This window comes from Dehalococcoidales bacterium (assembly GCA_028716225.1).
GTDB lineage: Bacteria > Chloroflexota > Dehalococcoidia > Dehalococcoidales > UBA5760 > UBA5760.
The window spans coordinates 1-15,877 of record JAQUQE010000013.1 but is presented as its reverse complement, the minus strand read 5'-3'; the positions used below and the strand labels follow the sequence as shown (position 1 = coordinate 15,877).

The following is a 15,877-nucleotide window of genomic DNA, read 5'->3' as shown; positions in this document are numbered from 1 at the left end:
CCCCCTGGGTAGTTGAGTTTTACGGAGTGACCACCGTGTTTCTCGACTCCCGGGGGTTATTTTTGTAGGAGGGATAAAATATGATAGAGGTCATTTTATTCGCCGGTCTGAACGTACTTGATGCCTTTATTACTAAGCTCGGTCTGGCCTCTGGACAATTCATTGAGGGAAATCCATCGCCCATAGCGCAGCATTTTGGTAGCAATATGTTATGGCGCGGGATAGTGGCAGCTATAATAATGGCGGTCGTTGTTCACTTCGACCAGAGGGGTTGGGTAAAGTGGGGATTGCTCATTGGTATGCTGTGTGTCGTTATCTACACAGGGTCAATGTATTTCTTCGGCATGTGGGCTAGATAAGGAGATAGGACAATGAGAAAAACAACCAGGCGCAAGTATTGGGGTCGTAGCGCGATCGCTGGCTCGTTGCGAACAGCGCTCAATGAACTAAATGAGGCCATCGCTATAGCTAGCAAGCCGCCAGCAGAAAGCCCACTGGCTACATCCATTCAGAAGGTACTGGAAGACGTAAGTAGGGCACTCGAGGCAGAGAAACTATATATCCTGGGCAGGAAGAAAATCAGTGACCGGCTGGTAGAAGAGAAACGGTCACTCGAGGAGCTGCTGCAGGAAGTAATTGATGTACCCGTATTGCCAGACGAGAAGGTAGTAGCCAAGCAAGAAAGGAAGAAAAAGAAGGCCATTGCAAAGTAGGAAATTTAATGATAGACTCTCTATCGTACTGGTAAAAGGAGTTGATAGAAATGCCGGAAGTTATCGTTAACCTCGATGATGTTTATAGTGTGGATGAAGCCGCCGCCGCCATCGGTATCAGCATCCCAACGGCGTGGCGCTGGGTGAGGTCCGGCAAGATGATTGTGATAAGAATGGTCGGCAGAACACTGGTGCCTAAAACAGAGGTAGGTCGGTTGCGAAGGGAGTTAGCCCCGCAAGAAGAGATAAAAGGCCAGGGCTAACGTCTGGTGACCATCTACAAGGGAGCAAGTAACTATCTGAGGGGGCAATTATGTATAAAAATCCGAGATGTCCTAAATGTGGCGGTCGTCTTGTCTGCATAGGATTCGGTACTCGTATGGAGATAGAGTATAAGTGCCAAACCAAAGGCTGTCGAGCTACCAGTATATTAAATGAAAAAAGTATGCGTACTATAAAAGTCGATAGATATGGAAAGGAGATAAGTTATGGGTAAAAGAAGCAGGGAGCATCGGCTGGCGGTCGCTGCCGGCATTGATAAGCCCTTCAGGCAGCTCGAATTACCTTCTGAGCTAGAAATGTGCTGTGGTAAGTGTCATACGGTAATGCCGGAATCTCGAGTGACCGAGCATCTATTAAAGTGTCAACCTGCCGGCGTCATCTGCCAGAACTGTAAGCAATTATTTACGCCAGAAAAGTTTATGGAACATTATAAGAGCTGCATGAAAGTAAAATTTTAGGAAGGAGGATGCGATGACAAAAGGAGTAAGGACAGGGTTGATATGGGCTGGGGTAGTGTTAAGCTATATCGGAAATCTTTTCAATAGCGATGCCAGAATTTTATTCGCGGTAGTGGGCATGGCTTTGGTGTTGTGGGGATGCTATATCTGGTGTAAGTTGAAAAACCGGAATATCGCTTGGGGATTATTTGGCTTACTGGCTCCCATCGGGTTGATTGTTTTATGTAAACTGCGGGATAAAACACCGCTTCCCCAGGTTAAAATTGACAAATCGGTACTTTAAAATAAAAAAGGAGTGAATGGTGGAAAATAACACTGAAAATCAATACATGGTTTTTCCCATTAAGGGAGCTGAGGAGTGTCCTACATGTAAATGCAAGGAAGGTATCGGCCGCCAGTATATTGACGAACTCAAGAGCGATGGAAGAATAGGCCCCAAGGCATACCCTGATGGCTTGCAAGTTCAAATAGCCATGACAGAGGTACTACAGACTAAACTAATCACCATCAAGCCTGTTATGCCTATTCTCTGTATGTCTTTCGAGATATGCGCTGAATGCTTCACTTGGTATTGTACTAAGGTTAATCTGATGCAACAGCCAGTAAAGATACAGGTTCAACCCGGGCAAGGACAGCCACCAGTAAGTCCCTTCTTCGGTAAAGGTTAAATAAATAAGGAGGATTATTTATGGATGAAATAACCAGTGCATTGCTTTCTCAAATACGCGACATAGAGCAGCGAGATGAGCGACAAATCATGCAGGAACTTGCCGGCGAAACAATAGACGAGTATTACTACGTTACCAAAGTACGCGACCCCAAAACCAAGCGCATGGTAGACAAGATGAAACTATCATGGATAGGGACGAAGGAGACAGCGCGATCCTATGGCAACCTGGTTGTAGACCCACAGCCTGTAATATCCGATATCGAGGGGGAGGATGCAGTCAGGATAGTGGTAAGAGTTACCGACCTCAAGAGGAATTTCAGTGTATTCGGCGGGTGCCACCAGTCTAAGAAACAGAAAATCAATGTCACCGGCGAAGGCGGTGAAATCATCGGGGAGCGCTATGAGCCAGACCCGTTCTACTTTCAAAAAGGGCTCAGTAAGGCGCAGCGAAACGCCTTTGGGCTCTGTATACCTTCCAGCTACGTGGCAAATATGCTGAACCGCTTTCTCAGGTCCGGCGGTAGACCAGCTGTAGCCGGTCCTGCCCCTAAAAGAGCCATTAGTAAGGCGCAAGTAAAGCCGAGAGAGGAATGGGAAAAATTCAAGGAATCTGATATCCCCGACTACCCCAACCTGGAGAAGAAGTTTTGGGAACTAACCCATAAGCAACCGGCTGATATGTATAAAGAGCTAGGGGTTGGGGGGAGAAGTGATATAGCTGACACTCCCGCTTGGCAGAGCTTCCTTACCTTAATGGAAACCTATGCTCCTAAAGAATTACCTCCAGAGACTAATAATTGATGGATAAACCCACCAGGCCATGTTGGTGTTGTGAGAGTAATAATTGGTGGTGGAGAGAGCCCAGCTATTGGGGCGGGTCTGGAGAGTTTGTGTGTGGTTGCTGCCACCCCAAACCAAATGAATCAGTCATGCTAAACGTGACGTATCTATAAAGGAGCTCCTATGGCAAGAGCAAAACCCTGGCTCAAGTTGTGGACTGAATGGGCCAGTGACACAAAGATAATACGCCTTTCACTGGCAGAGCGAGGAGCGTGGTGTGGGCTACTAACCCTCGGACGCATCTGCAGCACCGAGGGAAGGATTATCAGCGGCAACACCCCTCTATCAATTGACGAAATGTGCGATACGCTCCATATCAGTAAGCCCGAGGAAGTAAGCCAATTTAAGTCCATGCTGACAAAGATGGAGGGGCAAGGGAGTCTTTCCTGGAATGAGAATGGCAATGGCAAATGTTTAACCATAGTCAACTTTGTAGCACGACAGGATAAGGCTCCATCTGATAGCGCTGAAGCGGTAAAGGAAAGGGTAAGGGAATACCGCCGCCGTCATAGTGTAACGGGAAAAGTCGTTACAGAAGAAGTAAAGAAAAGAGAACCAGAAAAGAATATTAAAGATATATATATAGAGTTAGATAAAGATTGCGTAACGGCGTTACATCCACACTCAGAGGTTGAGGCTGTAACGGAAAAGGTCGTTACAAGGTCGTGCCTGAAAAAGGTGTCATGTAACGGGGCCAAGTCGTTACATTCCGTTACATTTGGAGGTCATAAAGTCGCTACCAAAAAGGAGTTACCAAATTGGTTAAATAAAGAAACCTGGGACGCTTATTTAGAAATGAGAAAGTTTAAGAGGGCTCCCCCAACATCAAAGGCGGTAGACCTCATTATCAAAAAGCTGGATACACTACGGGCATCCGGCCAGGACGTTACGGAAATTCTCAACCAGAGCATTGTGAATAACTGGACCGGGATATTTCCTCTAAGGAAGGATGGTAAATTTGGAGAATCAAAACAATCAGGAAGGTCCTTTGGAACTCAATACACAAGTCCAGAGGAAGGAAGACGACAATATAAGCAGAGATATGCCGCAAGCAACCCTTGTGACCAGGACTTGCTTGGAGACTGCACAAAGGTGGAAAAGTAAGCATGGCTACGGACCCAATCCCTACTGTGAGGTATGCCACGGCGTTGGCTGGCTACATCCCCGCGACCCGGTTACGGGAATGACTTGTTATGATAACGTTATCCACTGCCCAGGGAAGGGGTGTGTTGAGGAATCACGCAAGGGATTCATTAAAACCCCTGACAGCTTGAGAGAAAAGGGGCTGGGCAGAAAATTCCCTAGCTTCGATACCTTTAAGCAGATGAAGGGTAACAAAGAAGCATTTCACGCTTTTAAAGCCCTGGCTAAGGGTGAGTCGGATAAGCCCTTCCTCTTTTGCTATGGAGTAGTAGGCAACGGTAAGACGTTTTTATGTGAGGCGCTTGTGACGGAAATGAACGGTAGGGATATCGATGCTCGCATTTTCACTGTAGCCAATCTGGTGAGCCAGCTTAAAGAGAGTATCGGGGATAACACCACTGAGGTTAAGGTTCGAGCCATGGTGTCTATACCTGCGCTTGTACTCGATGATTTTGGCGTAGAGTATGGTACAGAGTGGGAGCTGTCAAAGATTGAGCAGATTATCGATGAGCGGTACCGTGAGCGGCGTATAACTGTAATGACTTCTAATCGGGACTATGCGGAGCTTGAGAAAAAGAGCGAGCGCATTCTATCTCGCTTTTCTGATCCCGATATCTCTGTATTAGTATGCAATTCCTCCCCTGATTACCGCAGGAGGTAATATGTACCATACATACAAATTTACTTTCTTTGAGAGAGGCATCGCCAAGGGAACATGCGCCTGTGGCGCTATCCAGTATCTAGCAAGTATCATTTCAAAAGAACATATTGAGAGAGCTAAGGAGCTTAGCGAAAAGGAGGGAATCATAGTGGACCATATTGAACAGGAAAAAAATAACAATTCTATCCCGCCGAAGCCGGTATATAAGAAGGGCGGAGCTCGCATACTAATGAATTACTACGATAGCAACCGGAAAGCCATTGAGGCTGATATCGAATCAATGGGCGATAAGGCGACTATTGAGAAGTGGGGAATATCACATTCCGGGTGGGTGGGAATAAAGAATCGCTGGAATTTCAATCCTATGATTAGGGTAGTCTTAGGGGAAAGCTCCCCTCTTTCCAGCGACATAGAAAAGATACTCGCGGATATCCAGACTAAATTGGGACAGCTTGACCAGGCTGCGATGGAGCTTTTAAACAGGGGCGTAGGCATGGATAATGAAATGGAGGTTGAGATTATTGAGGCATATCTTTTAGCTTACCCGGGTGCGAATCAGAAAGAGCTTGCCAAAATCATATTAAAAGTAATACAGACGATTGAAAACTATTAAGTGGCTAACAAGTAGGAGACATGAACAAGAAATTATAGTCATAAGCCCTTTTACTAAAGGGGGGCAAAAAAAGAGTTTATGAGCTACCACGTAATTAACCCCCATGCTAAAGGCGGTTTCCGGAAGGATATCGGTATTTATGTAAGGTCGCTTTGGGAAGCCAATTACTGTCGATATCTGAACTGGGTAATTGCACAGGGTGGTGATATCGTTAAGTGGGAGTATGAGGTCCAGACTTTCGAGTTTCCCGTTAAGCGCGGTACTCGCTTTTACTGCCCAGATTTCAAGCTCTGGATTCAAACCGGGCTGAATCAAGCGCCGGCAGTAGAGTTTGTGGAGATTAAAGGTTATATGGACCCAAAGAGTGCCACTAAGCTCAAACGCATGGCCAAATACTACCCTGACGTAAAAATCACTGTTATCGGAGAGGAGTGGTTTCAGGCAGTCAAGAGACAAGGAGTTGATGCCCTGATCCCCGGCTGGGAATACAATTTTAAGGAGGAGCAATGAAAATACTGGATTTCAAGACAATATCGCCTTTCTTTGAGCAATGCAGGGACGGTTTGAAACCCTTCGATATCCGGCTTATCGATAATAGTGATAGCCGCTTCCAGGCATTGGCTAATGTAACATATGAGTATTTGGGACCGCCAATAAGTTATGATTATTGGATAAGGTTTACTAACCCAGCGACCGGAGAGCAGTTCACTAGGCAGCTGCTCTATTGTAAAGATATCTCGCAGTACAATGGCATAGGTATTATAGAGCCCCCCTGGCTGATAATGTATCTGGGAGATTTGATATTAGGAGGAGTAGAGGAGTAAATGGAAATACTGGTCATAGTCCTAACCATTATCTGTGCTATATGTGTATTAGCCTGCATTCTTATCACGGCCCTGGTATTTAAGCTCTACACTGAATACTGGAAGGATATTACTATCAAGCGCCGCTATGAGAATAAAAACGACAAAACCCCATAATGTGGGGTACTGTAAAATCGTTTGTTAAAAACTGCTTATATTATTAGTGCCAAAATGACAAAATCTGAGGCTAAATCGAGTAATTAGTTGCCGGTCGCCAACTAATTGCGTGACGCCTTTGTAAAATCACTGCAAAGATATTAGGAGGAGTAAATGAGTTTCAATTTTCTGATTGATTGGGAGCTGGAAGAAGACGAGTTCAAGAAAGAGCTCAGCGAGCTTATGAAGGGAGCTCAGGAAACAAATAGCGTTATTCCGCTGCCGTTGAACGTACAGTCCGGTGAGATTGGCTTTAGTATGATTACAGCTCTTATCTCACAGGTAAAGTGTGACGCCTGCGATGCCAACTGTTGTAAGAGAGGCCCAAATAACTGCGTCAGCCTCTCTGTTAAAGAGCACATGGTATTGTTTAAGAAGTATCATACACAGGTCATTAAATCGGTTTACAAACCCGGAGAGAGGTCGGATTTTATAGATATGCAATACCCATGTACTCTTTTGGATAATTTGAATCATTGTCTGGCTCAAGATGAAAAGCCCTTTGCCTGCCTTATATACCCGTTGCAGTTTGGGGCCAAGGCCGAGGGGAAAGACCTCTTCGCCCTGGCTTCTTCCTGTCCGGAGGGCCGGAGAATTGCCCGGCAGATATTCCTTTACCGCTGGCAACTGCGGCGGTCGGTAATGAGATTAGGGGTGGGTAATCTATGAAAACTAAAATTGAATGGCTAAAAGACCCAACAACAGGTAAGTCTGGCTATACCATAAACCCTGTACGTGGTTTATGCCCCGTAGATTGTAAGGATGCCCAAGGTAAATCTTACTGCTACGCCCGCCGGCTGTATAAACGTTTTAAGTGGAATCCGGCCATTACCTACGACAATACAGTGTGGCACAAGCTACCGGGAAAGCCGGGGGATAAGTATTTTGTCGGCTCGACTATGGAGCTCTTCGGTGACTGGATTGACCCCTGGGGTATGAAAGAGATATTCGAGGGTGTAAAGTCATACCCGCAGCGCACGTTTATATTTCTTACCAAACAACCACAGAGATTGAAGAGGTGGGAGTTTGACGATAATTGTTGGGTGGGAGTGAGTTGTACTGATGCTTCCATGTTCACTAACGCATGGGAAGGCTTAAAAGACACTCAGGCAAGGGTCAAGTTTATTTCCTTTGAGCCTTTGCTTTCCTGGGATATGAATGTCGCTGATACTGAATGGACTCTGCGTACTGCTGGTATCTCCTGGATAATACTGGGGCAATGTACGCCGGTCAGCGCCAAGACAACACCGAAAATAAGCTGGATACAAGATATATTAGTAGCCGCCCACAATGCTGGCGACATTCCGGTTTTCATTAAGGATAACTTAAAACCACTCATAGAAAAGGAATGGCCAGTCTGGAAAATATTGCAGGAGTTTCCTGGAGGAGAAGTAAAGTGTCAAAAATAGAAGGATTCCATAACTTTGATACAGCTAAAGACCCTGACGAATCGAAGAGAAAAATGGAGGACATGGAGCGTAGTAACGGGCTTAACGATTTTCATGTTATTCTTCATCTGAGTGAAGAGGAGCAAATTACCTGCCGGCGTTTTATAATGACCGGTGTAGACGAGAAGAATGGCGGGATAATATTCTTAGCCAGGGGTGCCTGCAGCCCCGAAGAAGTGCTGGCCATGGCCTTTAAGAATGTTAATGGTACTCTAAAAATACTTGCTGCAGTGCTGGAAATGACTATAAGCCAGGTAGTCAGTCTAATAGAGAAAGACGAATTGATGGAAGAAATACTGAAACGCCAGAGAAGGCAAGGGTAATTACTCGTCTGGTTTTTTGTCTTCCAGTTTAGCTCTTACCTCTCCCGCTATGGCTTCCACCAGACAGGCCACATCGAGAATCTTGTCCTTGACATTGCTTACCTGGGGAGGTAGGTCGTCCACACTCATTACCCCTCGAAACTTGGCTATATTCACCTTTACTATAGCCCTATTACCCTCGATATCGAATTCAAATGACTTATCTCCTGACGTTATCTTCAATTAACGCCTCCTTGTGCATCTTGTAGTAGATGCTCTCCGTCTGTCCCTTTGACAACCTTACCTGTGCGGCAATTAACTTAAAGGGAAGCTGCTGCTTATCCCTCAAAGCTACGATTACGTTGTCCCGTTTCTGCTGTAATTCCGGTGACAGATGCCTGCCTGACATACTCTCCCTTCTAGTGAAGTTTCTATTACCCGGTTCTCGTTAAGGTGATTATCGGGGATTCATTCCCCAGGTCATCTACCAGCTTGAACTGGTGAGATGATGATGGCCCAAATGCAGGGGGATTCCACAGGCTACCGTATAAGTAAGGATCGACCCCCGGAATAATGAACTCTCCTGGCTGTGTTACTGTAAGACTTCCACTCGCCGGTATAGTTACCTCCACGATTTTGGGACTCAGTGCTAGTGACCAGATATTATTAACATCCTTGACGTACTCCCAAACCCGATCATCCCGCCAGCCGGATTGATCGTACACTACTTTGATTTGGCGGGTTATAGATGATGAGCTGGGATTCGTTAGTGTGCATGATATTTCAGCCAGGTGCCAACCATAGCCTACTCCTGTAGCGGGCTGGAGCGTTCCTACAGGCGTTGAAAAGGTAAGCGCTCCGCCTCCGCCGCCACCACCACCACCTTCGGCCTTTTTATGCGCTGCCATGTAAATAGCACCACTTATAATTGTGGCTATCCCTGCACCCAGTACTAATTTATTTTTTCTGTTCATTTCTCCTCCAGCTCCAAGTAAATTGCACACTCGGAACAGTACCCTTCCTGACAGAGTATCTCAGGTTTATATATGCAAGACGAACCTTTGTGGGTTCTTATCGCCTGCTCATCCACCTTAACCCCTTTTAATCTACTTGGTTACTGTTGTGTAGCCGCTCTTGGTGAAGGTAATGGTGTATGTGCCGGGAGTAATGTTGGTAAACCCGTAGCTGCCATCGGCCGCTGTGGTAACAGTTGTCCCAGCCATAGTGACACTCACACCCTGTAGCGGAGCTCCGGTAGCGGAGTCGGTTACAACACCGGTTAAGGTCCCGGTCGGCGGTACCACTGCCGTCATCTGAATATTGAGGGTATTGGGTCCTGAATTGATTACGATTGACATACTTACCTCCTGATAATTTTCTTGACTAAATATAATATTATGCGAGCCTGCGTTTATATGAGTAATCTCATAATTACCATTACGGCCGGTGCTTTGATGATAGTGCATTCGCCGGGCGTCAATACCCTCCGCGAGCATTATATTAACTTCCTGCATGCCCCTGTTATTTTTTTGGTCTGTCACCTTTCCACTAATACTTGCCATAATCGTCTCCTACCAGGTGTTTTGCGTATCCGGGATACACGGCACCCTCTTGGATGCACCGGCCGTCAGGTCCATGTCTCTCTTCATTGAGTTGAAATGGGCAGAATTCATAGCCGAGCAATAGCCACTACCACTGTACTCACATTGGAAGACGGCCTTGCCTGCCTGGACGAACAAAGAAAGGTTGCCGCATTCCGAGTACTGATTGCATTCCTCATTCAGTACCCAGTCGAATTGCGATACTAGCTGGGATATTTGGTCCACGTCGTTCTTCAACCCGACCGATAGACCTCGAGCATGGCATTGCTGCGCGATCCAGGTATTGAAGTTAATCTGGTCTGCTGCAGTAAGAGGGAAGCCGGTATTATTTGAGTAACCATCGATATTATCCGGCTCAAGGGCATCGAAACCCTTTGACACTGCTATGTCCATGCGAGCCGCCATGATGTTTCTCACGTTAGCGCTTCTAATATCGATCCAGATTTCCCCAGGCCAACCATTACTTTTGCCTTTATCGGCGGCAGTGAACTTAGAGGCGTCTGGCCGCCAGTTCTCATAAGTACCGAAACTGAAGTAGGCAATGACCTTGCAGCCCAAAGCGTGGAGGGAGGCTACGGTCGCTGCTGAGGTGCTGAATCCATCAATATCATAGACGGTGACATTAGGTAGAACGTGTGACGGATAGCTGAAGTCTGTGCCTATCTGCCACTGCCAGTGAATAGGAGCCGCCGGCGTGGGCTTCCACCATCCTGAAGGCGGTGCTGTTTGTTGCATCGCTACATTGAGAGTGTTTTGCCCTGCTACTATAGCTACCATAAATACTCCTCCTCACAGAGTTAAAGTTTCATACCCTGGCTTGGTGAACGTTATCGGATAGGTTCCCGGTGGAATATTACTGAAAATAAAGAGCCCATTAGAGTCTGTGCTTGATTGATACCCATTTAAGGTTATTACAACACTTGATAAGGGCTGATGTTGCTCATCGGTGACCTGACCGTACAGGTCTGCTGTTTCCCCTGGTGGTGGAGCCGCCTCAACCCTCCTGGATGCCACCACAGCGATGCCTATGGCAGTCAAGATCGCTCCTATACCTATGGCCACCTTCTTATCTCCCACAACCCCCTCCTTAACCAGCGAACCGTTCCATTATGGTACCCCGCAATGGACCCACGCTAACTGAAATGTTATGTTGCCCCAAGGTACCTGTTGGCGTCATTGTGTAACTCCACGATAGAGTTTGTATCCCGCTTGGCCCCAATATAACTGTTTGCGCTAGTACCGTGTCTCCTACCTGGCAAACTATTTCTGCCTGTGTCAAGTCCTGGCTTGTGTTTTGAGCATCTGCGGTAATAGTGACTTCTTCGCCGGCATAGGCGGAAGCCGAAACGCCGGCGCCATTAAAAACAGGGCCAGGGGTACTGATCTGCAGGTTGGAAAGAACAATGCCAGCGTTCCTTTGCCGATGCAGTATCCAGCCGAGTATAAAAGAGCCTACTACGGCAAAGGCGACTCCTGCTTTTTCTTTATCTTTCATTTTAGACCTCACTCTCTATACCCAGGATGCCTTCCCATGTAATTGTTAGCCCTGGTGCTATTATGAAGTCTGCTGGCATGGGGACCAAATCCTGAGGAAGTACCTCTAATCCCGCTCTCCAGTAAACTTCAGCGCATGCCTCACTGCATATCATAAACTTGTCTCGATGGTACTTTAGTGGTATTGGTAGATTGAGCTTGGTTAAAATTATCTTTGGTAATACGAACCATGCGATGTCTCCCCATGCGTAATAAGCGTCGTAGTTGCCGGCAATGGCTCTGGCATTGGCCAGGATATGTTCCGCCTTATCTCCAATAAAATCAGCGTCGGGCCTCATAACCACGCATTTCCTGCCGAATTGATTTTGTATAGGAGTGAGGAGTACTCCTCTGGCAGCCGCTTCATAAAATTCAGTCCACTGCCCGCCCAGGTACATACCCACATGACCGTATGGATTGCCCAGCGCCCATTTCTCTATCTTGTCCCATGGAGAGCTGGTTAATTCAAAGACTAAAATATCGAGGGGCTGTAGTTTAACCACGGCTTCTCTCTTTTTCCTTAATGGCGGCACCAACCATAGCTCCAGCTGCTCCTGCTACCACTAGCCACCACCAGGGAAAAGGTTTTTCAGTGGCCGGAGTTATCGGATATGGGACGGCGTAAGCAAAAATGCCTTGTTGTAAAGGCGCGTCCGGGTCTTGTAATCCAGTAAATGTATAAGTGGAATTGACAAGATACCCAAACCCTGAAGAGTAGTATCCTGGAATAATCCCAGTTACCATAATATCTCCGATGACGTACCCATCATCAGGAGTAATAACAAATGTCATCTCGTTGACGCCATTCACAGGAATGGCAAAGTTCGGTCCATAAGGATCGAAATGCCCTCCCGGGGTAATAGTGTAATAACCTCGTTCAGCGTCGCCAATGCCAACTATGATGGTATCAGTAGCCATGTTTCTTCCTATGCTGCCAAAACAGTAACTAGCTGCGTGGTCGATTTAACACCCAGTACCCATTCCAAAATCGTAATTTCATGTTCGTACATTACGATAGCTGTGGCCTCTTTATTAGCGCTTGCCAGCTCCAGCTTGGCCTTGCAATATCCGATTCTCTCAGCGACTTCCACTATATCTTTCATGCGGCGCTTCCTCCTGGTGGTGTGTAGCTTCCTGTATCAGTTGGAGGAGTTGGAGTGGTTGGAGTGGTTATCTGGTCTTTCGGTTTAGTGGTAGTAAAGGGGAAGGACCCGTTTCCCAACTGGCTGGCTATCTTGTTACCTAGTACATCAAAGCCGGCGCCACCGAGGAAGGCATATAGCAGTATCTTCTCCCGGGGAAGGTCGGACATAGAATATGTAGCTGCCCAGATTACGCCGGCAATCAGTGACCTGATAACAGAGGCTCCGAACTTTCGCCTATCAAAGTGCTCTTTCGAGTCAAAGTACCCCAAAAGTGCTACAACTATACCGCCACCGAAAGCTGCTAAGGCTACGATCCAAACGTTCATCTTCTATTAGTCCTTTTTAGCTGCCAATTGACCCTCGACATTCCCTAGCTTTTCGGTTATCCCGGCATGAAACTTACACTGATAACCGTTGTTAAGTTTCTTATCCAAGCTATCAACTTTCTGCATTATCTTACCTACAGTGATTCCAACCCCTAAAATTGCAATTATCGTTGCTATCTGTGCCCACAAGTTAAACATGTCTATGGGTCTCCTTTATTTATACTGTTATCTGAGGAGTGTAGGTTACTAATAGGATTTCGGTATCGGCAACTGCTACGCCTGGACCTACTACGTCCCTGGCAATGAGAATGGGTTGACTTTGGTTGCCATTGCCACCATTACCAGCCTGCCAGCTAAAACTTTGAATCCCGACTTCATTAACGGTTATGGCACCACCGCTATTATTTACAAAGAACTTGGTTATATCCATACTCGCGTTGGGGTCGGCTATCACCAAATTACCTACTAACGTTCCGCCATGCTCAAACTCTCCCTGGCTTCTACCTACAGCTGTAAACATCATCATATCCTGGGTAGTTTGTCCCCAGGTAGCTCCTGAGTTAGCACTATTCTGTCGCCGGGCTAAAAGAGTCGAGGCGGGCTGCCAGGCTCTTTCATAAGTTGCACCACCGCTCTGGTATCTCCAGTTATAGCGGTTACCAGCTGCCCCTCCAATTTGATGGCATACTATGAAATACCTGTGTCCTGCATATAAATCAACAGGCGTGGCAAAAGTAGCTACTTCAATGTCGCCTGGGGTAACAGCGCTTATATCCGCTACTGCTATGGTTGTTGTGGCTAATACGGTATCGCCAGGTTGCCAGATAGGAGCAACGGCGTCTGTATCAGCCCCAGCTCCTCGTATTTCAACAGTTAAATCTGCCGGGGGAGCTCCGCTTTTCCAGACTCTCAAGGTAATAGAGCTGCACCGGAAATCAACTCGAGGCACAAACTCCTGGGCACCCCATTGAGTATCATAAACCTGGAGGTCGGCATTATCACCGGCTATATAGGTTTCAAATGTAACGTCTCCACCGTCCGCTGCCCTTCTCCCATGGCCTATTCTATGGCCTAACCTTCTATCAGTAGGCGTAACAGCCGTATTGTCGTTACCGACTTGGATGCCAATATCACAACCCACTAACCCAGCAGCCTCAGCTACTTTTCCTGGCCATTCAATGGGGCTAAATCCCGCAGGGCCACATATCCGGTTATGGGTCGTGTAGTAACCTTCGCCGGCTATCCCTAACAAATCTATATTGGCCGTTTGTCTATCTACGGTTGTCGCAGCATAAGAAGGCACAGGCCCACCATTAACTATTTGATAATGGGAGCAGTAGAGCATTTGTAACAACCCGAGGGTCCAGGAGCGGGACAACTGCTGCCTCGTCTCTAACAACTTCCAGTTCTTGTCAAAGCGTCTTACAGTTAGAAGCATTTTCATAGTATTTTCTCTCCTTATTACACGACTGCCTGCGGGCGGTAATTTACTGTTAAGGTTTGACCATTGGGGACAGCGATCCCCCCGGCAATAACATCGCGTATGGTCATAAAGTAATAGCTGGTAGTGTACACATTGTGTTTTACATATAGCCCGATTTCATTAACAGTTATGGCACCACCGCTGGCATTGGCAAAGTTCCTGGTCAAAGTGAACTGGCTAGTAGTAGCATCGCTGGACGGAGCGCCAAAGGTCATCGCTGAATACTGCATCCTGTTGGCAGTGGGCGGAGCAGCATCATGCAAGATTATTGTTTCCAGGTGATAATCGGTAATATCGGGAGCAGTATTGCCGGTGCCCACAACTATACCGTATAAAATACTGGCTAGGCCAGCTTCAGCGGCAAACAACGTTTGGACTGAGTGTAAATAATGGGTGGCATTTGACGTGTCTATAACCGGGTAATTTGCAGTATGGGGGATGGCTCCAAACTGAAGATATAGCAGTTGCATAAACGCCTGGGTGAAGCTCTCCGACCGCTTTATCTTGTGCTCCAGGGTTTTATTAGTCTTGGGGTCGAATACCCGCCATTCCAGAACGGCATTCATCTCGCCCTCTTCGAGTATATGCGGTATTTTTTGAGGGTCGATTACGTCAAGAATGGGTGCCTTTGCTTTAATTAGAGTATTCATCATAGCCTCCTAAACAAATAATTCCCACCATGCTTGAGTGCCCAGAGGTTGTGTAACCAGGTTAACGAATCCTACTACTTCTATGCGGACCCAGTACAAGTTCATACCAGATACGACATGTAGTGCCCAGTCTAGCTGTGGGGTATGCTGCCAATATTTGAGCCCAGCAGCCATAAACTGTGCGCTTGTCTCTAACTCATCAACACAGGCTGCCCAAGCAGCTCCGTTCCAGTAGAACATTTGTAGAGTCCAGTTCCCGGCTCCCGCTGTCCCAATATTGATAGGAAAGCGTTGAGCTAGATAAGGGGAGCCCAGCATATAAGCATCGCCAACAGCCGGAGCCGCTGGTAGTAAGTGCATATCATTAGCTGCACCACTCTGAGCTGCAGCGGTTTCATCGGTAAGCGCTCCTCCATCATCCGCCACAGCACCGGCTACGACTACTTGCACACTGTATTGGCGGGTAAAAGGACCATTTTTGTTAACTACCTGGTCCGGAGCTGCAAGAACAGTTTCTGCATCTACTAGTGAAACTGCCGGGGTAAGCCGCTTTAACATACTTGCCGGTAAATCATCGTAAGTATCAACGTAGACTGAAGATAGCGGCCCATTTTTATTTATTGCGTGGTCGAGGGGGTGGACGGCAACTGTTCTTGATAGTCCAATATTTGCAGGGAAGAAGCGATTAAAATATGTGCCGCCCGGTGCCCAAGTGGGTATTACACCGGGTCCGCCGGATGTCAGTACCATATTGGCTACTCCGGCAGGAAGACGGACCAGGATACCGCCGCCGCCTCTAACAATCAGGTCACCCTGAATCATGCCAAGGGCCAGCTCTTTCAGGTTTGAGATACCCTTTACCGCCCAATCCTTGTCGGCATCGATGGTTAGCGCAGATAGGGTTGTTACTCCGCCGCCCTTCGTTTCTACACTCATGCTACGAACCCCCATATGGGTGGCCAGGTCGGACCTTTCGTTATAAGTTCAGAG

Annotated in this window: 31 protein-coding genes; 16 read left to right on the top strand and 15 right to left on the bottom strand. The window is 47.0% G+C overall.

The genetic code is table 11. The features are described from left to right. The first annotated feature begins 80 nt into the window (after positions 1–80). The 16 genes from PHI12_08310 to PHI12_08235 all read left to right on the top strand — a co-directional run bounded on the left by PHI12_08310 (position 81) and on the right by PHI12_08235 (position 8,170). On the top strand, positions 81–359 hold the full coding sequence (locus PHI12_08310) for a DUF5658 family protein (GenBank protein ID MDD5510798.1): 279 nt from the start codon (positions 81–83) through the stop codon (positions 357–359). A gap of 12 nt (positions 360–371) precedes the next feature. Next, positions 372–713: a hypothetical protein gene (locus tag PHI12_08305; GenBank protein ID MDD5510797.1), complete on the top strand. Its 342-nt coding sequence runs from the start codon at positions 372–374 to the stop codon at positions 711–713. Positions 714–763: 50 nt separating this feature from the next. Further along, the gene (locus PHI12_08300; protein ID MDD5510796.1) at positions 764–976 is read left to right on the top strand and encodes a helix-turn-helix domain-containing protein; all 213 of its coding nucleotides are present in this window, start codon (positions 764–766) and stop codon (positions 974–976) included. A 225-nt stretch (positions 977–1,201) separates the two neighbouring features. Further along, positions 1,202–1,453, top strand: a complete 252-nt coding sequence (locus PHI12_08295) for a hypothetical protein (protein ID MDD5510795.1) — start codon at positions 1,202–1,204, stop codon at positions 1,451–1,453. 13 nt (positions 1,454–1,466) lie between these two features. After that, positions 1,467–1,736 (top strand): hypothetical protein, encoded by a 270-nt coding sequence (locus tag PHI12_08290; GenBank protein ID MDD5510794.1) that lies wholly within the window; start codon positions 1,467–1,469, stop codon positions 1,734–1,736. 16 nt (positions 1,737–1,752) lie between these two features. Continuing rightward, the gene (locus PHI12_08285) at positions 1,753–2,121 is read left to right on the top strand and encodes a hypothetical protein (protein MDD5510793.1); all 369 of its coding nucleotides are present in this window, start codon (positions 1,753–1,755) and stop codon (positions 2,119–2,121) included. Positions 2,122–2,141: 20 nt separating this feature from the next. Then, on the top strand, positions 2,142–2,924 hold the full coding sequence (locus PHI12_08280) for a hypothetical protein (protein ID MDD5510792.1): 783 nt from the start codon (positions 2,142–2,144) through the stop codon (positions 2,922–2,924). Between the two features lie 162 nt (positions 2,925–3,086). Continuing rightward, the gene (locus PHI12_08275; GenBank protein ID MDD5510791.1) at positions 3,087–4,067 is read left to right on the top strand and encodes a hypothetical protein; all 981 of its coding nucleotides are present in this window, start codon (positions 3,087–3,089) and stop codon (positions 4,065–4,067) included. Then, positions 4,039–4,767: a DnaA/Hda family protein gene (locus tag PHI12_08270; protein MDD5510790.1), complete on the top strand. Its 729-nt coding sequence runs from the start codon at positions 4,039–4,041 to the stop codon at positions 4,765–4,767. Before PHI12_08275 ends, PHI12_08270 begins: the two co-directional genes overlap by 29 nt. A 1-nt stretch (position 4,768) precedes the next feature. Beyond that, positions 4,769–5,380, top strand: coding sequence for a hypothetical protein (locus PHI12_08265; protein MDD5510789.1), 612 nt, complete (start codon positions 4,769–4,771; stop codon positions 5,378–5,380). A gap of 78 nt (positions 5,381–5,458) precedes the next feature. Further along, positions 5,459–5,890, top strand: a complete 432-nt coding sequence (locus PHI12_08260; GenBank protein ID MDD5510788.1) for a hypothetical protein — start codon at positions 5,459–5,461, stop codon at positions 5,888–5,890. Then, positions 5,887–6,204 (top strand): hypothetical protein, encoded by a 318-nt coding sequence (locus PHI12_08255; GenBank protein MDD5510787.1) that lies wholly within the window; start codon positions 5,887–5,889, stop codon positions 6,202–6,204. The genes PHI12_08260 and PHI12_08255 overlap by 4 nt, the downstream gene beginning before the upstream one ends. Continuing rightward, entirely contained in the window at positions 6,205–6,360 is a 156-nt protein-coding gene (locus PHI12_08250; protein MDD5510786.1) for a hypothetical protein, read from the top strand. It abuts the gene before it with no gap. A 153-nt stretch (positions 6,361–6,513) separates the two neighbouring features. Beyond that, positions 6,514–7,068, top strand: a complete 555-nt coding sequence (locus PHI12_08245) for a hypothetical protein (GenBank protein MDD5510785.1) — start codon at positions 6,514–6,516, stop codon at positions 7,066–7,068. Beyond that, complete coding sequence (locus PHI12_08240) at positions 7,065–7,808, top strand: DUF5131 family protein (protein MDD5510784.1); 744 nt, start codon at positions 7,065–7,067, stop codon at positions 7,806–7,808. The genes PHI12_08245 and PHI12_08240 overlap by 4 nt, the downstream gene beginning before the upstream one ends. Further along, a complete protein-coding gene (locus PHI12_08235) occupies positions 7,796–8,170 on the top strand; it encodes a hypothetical protein (GenBank protein ID MDD5510783.1) in 375 nt (124 codons plus the stop codon). Before PHI12_08240 ends, PHI12_08235 begins: the two co-directional genes overlap by 13 nt. Here the strand turns inward: PHI12_08235 and PHI12_08230 are convergent, their stop codons facing one another. From PHI12_08230 to PHI12_08160, 15 genes are all read right to left on the bottom strand, one after another. Continuing rightward, positions 8,171–8,392 (bottom strand): hypothetical protein, encoded by a 222-nt coding sequence (locus tag PHI12_08230; GenBank protein ID MDD5510782.1) that lies wholly within the window; start codon positions 8,390–8,392, stop codon positions 8,171–8,173. Continuing rightward, on the bottom strand, positions 8,370–8,558 hold the full coding sequence (locus tag PHI12_08225; protein MDD5510781.1) for a hypothetical protein: 189 nt from the start codon (positions 8,556–8,558) through the stop codon (positions 8,370–8,372). Before PHI12_08225 ends, PHI12_08230 begins: the two co-directional genes overlap by 23 nt. A gap of 25 nt (positions 8,559–8,583) precedes the next feature. Further along, a complete protein-coding gene (locus PHI12_08220) occupies positions 8,584–9,123 on the bottom strand; it encodes a hypothetical protein (GenBank protein ID MDD5510780.1) in 540 nt (179 codons plus the stop codon). Between the two features lie 132 nt (positions 9,124–9,255). Then, complete coding sequence (locus tag PHI12_08215) at positions 9,256–9,711, bottom strand: carboxypeptidase regulatory-like domain-containing protein (protein ID MDD5510779.1); 456 nt, start codon at positions 9,709–9,711, stop codon at positions 9,256–9,258. Positions 9,712–9,720: 9 nt separating this feature from the next. Then, positions 9,721–10,527, bottom strand: a complete 807-nt coding sequence (locus tag PHI12_08210) for an endo alpha-1,4 polygalactosaminidase (protein MDD5510778.1) — start codon at positions 10,525–10,527, stop codon at positions 9,721–9,723. A gap of 12 nt (positions 10,528–10,539) precedes the next feature. Continuing rightward, entirely contained in the window at positions 10,540–10,827 is a 288-nt protein-coding gene (locus PHI12_08205; protein MDD5510777.1) for a carboxypeptidase regulatory-like domain-containing protein, read from the bottom strand. A 10-nt stretch (positions 10,828–10,837) separates the two neighbouring features. Further along, positions 10,838–11,245 carry a hypothetical protein gene (locus PHI12_08200; protein MDD5510776.1) on the bottom strand — a complete coding sequence of 136 codons (408 nt, stop codon included), beginning with the start codon at positions 11,243–11,245 and terminating at the stop codon, positions 10,838–10,840. Between the two features lies 1 nt (position 11,246). Next, positions 11,247–11,786 (bottom strand): hypothetical protein, encoded by a 540-nt coding sequence (locus PHI12_08195; GenBank protein MDD5510775.1) that lies wholly within the window; start codon positions 11,784–11,786, stop codon positions 11,247–11,249. Next, entirely contained in the window at positions 11,779–12,201 is a 423-nt protein-coding gene (locus tag PHI12_08190; protein MDD5510774.1) for a hypothetical protein, read from the bottom strand. The genes PHI12_08195 and PHI12_08190 overlap by 8 nt, the downstream gene beginning before the upstream one ends. A gap of 8 nt (positions 12,202–12,209) precedes the next feature. Beyond that, positions 12,210–12,386: a hypothetical protein gene (locus PHI12_08185; protein ID MDD5510773.1), complete on the bottom strand. Its 177-nt coding sequence runs from the start codon at positions 12,384–12,386 to the stop codon at positions 12,210–12,212. After that, positions 12,383–12,754, bottom strand: coding sequence for a hypothetical protein (locus PHI12_08180; GenBank protein MDD5510772.1), 372 nt, complete (start codon positions 12,752–12,754; stop codon positions 12,383–12,385). The genes PHI12_08185 and PHI12_08180 overlap by 4 nt, the downstream gene beginning before the upstream one ends. A 6-nt stretch (positions 12,755–12,760) precedes the next feature. Beyond that, positions 12,761–12,952, bottom strand: a complete 192-nt coding sequence (locus tag PHI12_08175) for a hypothetical protein (GenBank protein ID MDD5510771.1) — start codon at positions 12,950–12,952, stop codon at positions 12,761–12,763. A 19-nt stretch (positions 12,953–12,971) separates the two neighbouring features. After that, complete coding sequence (locus PHI12_08170; GenBank protein ID MDD5510770.1) at positions 12,972–14,198, bottom strand: hypothetical protein; 1,227 nt, start codon at positions 14,196–14,198, stop codon at positions 12,972–12,974. Positions 14,199–14,215: 17 nt separating this feature from the next. Next, positions 14,216–14,887, bottom strand: coding sequence for a hypothetical protein (locus PHI12_08165; GenBank protein MDD5510769.1), 672 nt, complete (start codon positions 14,885–14,887; stop codon positions 14,216–14,218). 9 nt (positions 14,888–14,896) lie between these two features. Continuing rightward, positions 14,897–15,823, bottom strand: coding sequence for a hypothetical protein (locus tag PHI12_08160; protein ID MDD5510768.1), 927 nt, complete (start codon positions 15,821–15,823; stop codon positions 14,897–14,899). Positions 15,824–15,877: the final 54 nt, after the last annotated feature.

Coding starts and splice junctions, on each gene's coding strand:
- PHI12_08240 (MDD5510784.1), top strand. CDS start 7,065: ATGAAAACTAAAATTGAATGGCTAAAAGACCCAACAACAGGTAAGTCT.
- PHI12_08305 (MDD5510797.1), top strand. CDS start 372: ATGAGAAAAACAACCAGGCGCAAGTATTGGGGTCGTAGCGCGATCGCT.
- PHI12_08210 (MDD5510778.1), bottom strand. CDS start 10,527: ATGGTAGCTATAGTAGCAGGGCAAAACACTCTCAATGTAGCGATGCAA.
- PHI12_08300 (MDD5510796.1), top strand. CDS start 764: ATGCCGGAAGTTATCGTTAACCTCGATGATGTTTATAGTGTGGATGAA.
- PHI12_08220 (MDD5510780.1), bottom strand. CDS start 9,123: ATGAACAGAAAAAATAAATTAGTACTGGGTGCAGGGATAGCCACAATT.
- PHI12_08285 (MDD5510793.1), top strand. CDS start 1,753: ATGGTGGAAAATAACACTGAAAATCAATACATGGTTTTTCCCATTAAG.
- PHI12_08190 (MDD5510774.1), bottom strand. CDS start 12,201: ATGGCTACTGATACCATCATAGTTGGCATTGGCGACGCTGAACGAGGT.
- PHI12_08265 (MDD5510789.1), top strand. CDS start 4,769: ATGTACCATACATACAAATTTACTTTCTTTGAGAGAGGCATCGCCAAG.
- PHI12_08245 (MDD5510785.1), top strand. CDS start 6,514: ATGAGTTTCAATTTTCTGATTGATTGGGAGCTGGAAGAAGACGAGTTC.
- PHI12_08255 (MDD5510787.1), top strand. CDS start 5,887: ATGAAAATACTGGATTTCAAGACAATATCGCCTTTCTTTGAGCAATGC.
- PHI12_08295 (MDD5510795.1), top strand. CDS start 1,202: ATGGGTAAAAGAAGCAGGGAGCATCGGCTGGCGGTCGCTGCCGGCATT.
- PHI12_08200 (MDD5510776.1), bottom strand. CDS start 11,245: ATGAAAGATAAAGAAAAAGCAGGAGTCGCCTTTGCCGTAGTAGGCTCT.
- PHI12_08290 (MDD5510794.1), top strand. CDS start 1,467: ATGACAAAAGGAGTAAGGACAGGGTTGATATGGGCTGGGGTAGTGTTA.
- PHI12_08275 (MDD5510791.1), top strand. CDS start 3,087: ATGGCAAGAGCAAAACCCTGGCTCAAGTTGTGGACTGAATGGGCCAGT.
- PHI12_08180 (MDD5510772.1), bottom strand. CDS start 12,754: ATGAACGTTTGGATCGTAGCCTTAGCAGCTTTCGGTGGCGGTATAGTT.
- PHI12_08215 (MDD5510779.1), bottom strand. CDS start 9,711: ATGGCAAGTATTAGTGGAAAGGTGACAGACCAAAAAAATAACAGGGGC.
- PHI12_08310 (MDD5510798.1), top strand. CDS start 81: ATGATAGAGGTCATTTTATTCGCCGGTCTGAACGTACTTGATGCCTTT.
- PHI12_08170 (MDD5510770.1), bottom strand. CDS start 14,198: ATGAAAATGCTTCTAACTGTAAGACGCTTTGACAAGAACTGGAAGTTG.
- PHI12_08160 (MDD5510768.1), bottom strand. CDS start 15,823: ATGAGTGTAGAAACGAAGGGCGGCGGAGTAACAACCCTATCTGCGCTA.
- PHI12_08225 (MDD5510781.1), bottom strand. CDS start 8,558: ATGTCAGGCAGGCATCTGTCACCGGAATTACAGCAGAAACGGGACAAC.
- PHI12_08185 (MDD5510773.1), bottom strand. CDS start 12,386: ATGAAAGATATAGTGGAAGTCGCTGAGAGAATCGGATATTGCAAGGCC.
- PHI12_08280 (MDD5510792.1), top strand. CDS start 2,142: ATGGATGAAATAACCAGTGCATTGCTTTCTCAAATACGCGACATAGAG.
- PHI12_08250 (MDD5510786.1), top strand. CDS start 6,205: ATGGAAATACTGGTCATAGTCCTAACCATTATCTGTGCTATATGTGTA.
- PHI12_08165 (MDD5510769.1), bottom strand. CDS start 14,887: ATGAATACTCTAATTAAAGCAAAGGCACCCATTCTTGACGTAATCGAC.
- PHI12_08260 (MDD5510788.1), top strand. CDS start 5,459: ATGAGCTACCACGTAATTAACCCCCATGCTAAAGGCGGTTTCCGGAAG.
- PHI12_08175 (MDD5510771.1), bottom strand. CDS start 12,952: ATGTTTAACTTGTGGGCACAGATAGCAACGATAATTGCAATTTTAGGG.